Raw genomic sequence first — 1,244 nt, 5'->3', positions numbered from 1 at the left:
CAAAGAAGTTCACGAACTTCGAAGGCGGATTCCCCACTTCGGGGCCGCCCATGCCGATACCCGCTATGCGGTCTTGCCATGGCGTGATGCTGTCCAGGAGCGCAAGGGCATCTGCTTCCGTGCGGTGGCGATGGGCGCTGATGAGAAGACCGGAACTGACGTTGTCTTCCCGGCGTGCATCGTCCATCGCGCCAAGTACACCTGCCATCAGCGATTCGATCGTCACGCCGCGGTCGGTGAAGCTTTGCGGCCCGATGAACATCTCCGCATGCAGCACGTTGTCCGTGGCGCACCTGTGCAGATAGGCACGCGTGATGTCATAAAAATCTTGCTGCTGCACCAGCACCTTGCAGCCTTCGAAGTACAGGTTCAGGAAATCTTGCAGGCTCGAAAACTCATAGGCGCTGCGGAGCGCATCTGCGGTTTGCCAGCGCAGGCTGAGACCATTGCGTTTGGCAAGGCTGAGCATCATTTGTGGCTCGATGCTGCCCTCGAGATGCATGTGCAGCTCAGCCTTTGGCAGTTGACGAATAAATTGGGCGCGATCGGTCATGGGCAGGATTGGGTTGTTTCGGAGACGTTCGATCGGGTGCAAACGCATCGCTTCGTCCTTCAAAGGCTAACAGCGTGAAGGGGGGGTGTGGAATCAGAATTGCGTGAAGTCTGTTCGAAAAAATAGAACATCTCAGGCTTCGACAGCGTGCAGAAATTTCTACAGAACGACATTTCAACGACTCTAGCAACGTCATCGCGTCGTGGCGGATAGCTTGGGGTCGGGCCTGATCAGGAAAAACCGCAGCTACGCGCGACTGCCGATCGGTGAGCCGGACGGCACGCCGTCGCAGCGGGCGATGCGGCAGTCGGCAGTCCATCAACGCGTTCTGTCCGGAAACTGGACAAGCTTCTGGAGAACACACACGTGCGTTCAGAAACCAAGAATTTGTCCATCACCCGGACAGGATAGGTTTCCTCTCTCCGACAGGAGCGAAACAATCCGCATCACATCGCCCGATGCTGCGGACTCATGGCCAAGGTAGGGTTGGGCGATGCTCGTTTCGACACTACGCGACCGGGAACAATGCAATGAATTTGGAACTGAAGGGCAAGGTTGTCCTCATCACTGGCGGAAGCAAGGGCATCGGTCTTGCCACCGCGAAAGCCTTTTGCGAGGAGGGGGCCCGGGTGATCGTGTGCGGGCGTGGGCGCGACGCGCTCGACGCCGCAGCTGCTGCACTACGGGGCAT

General features: G+C 58.0%; 2 protein-coding genes. One reads left to right on the top strand and one right to left on the bottom strand.

The annotated features are described in order from the left end of the window. Positions 1–553: adenosine deaminase family protein (locus ACSFA3_RS24195; RefSeq protein WP_435507927.1), on the bottom strand; the 553-nt coding region annotated here is incomplete at its 3' end. Between the two features lie 458 nt (positions 554–1,011). Here ACSFA3_RS24195 and ACSFA3_RS24190 point away from each other — a divergent pair. Continuing rightward, on the top strand, positions 1,012–1,244 hold a 233-nt coding region (locus ACSFA3_RS24190), incomplete at its 3' end, for an SDR family NAD(P)-dependent oxidoreductase (RefSeq protein ID WP_435507926.1).

Origin of the sequence: Variovorax glucosi, from assembly GCF_051216695.1 — a bacterium.
Taxonomy (GTDB): domain Bacteria; phylum Pseudomonadota; class Gammaproteobacteria; order Burkholderiales; family Burkholderiaceae_C; genus Variovorax.
Note: the sequence above shows the minus strand (reverse complement) of the source record. Positions and strands in the feature narration are given on the sequence as shown.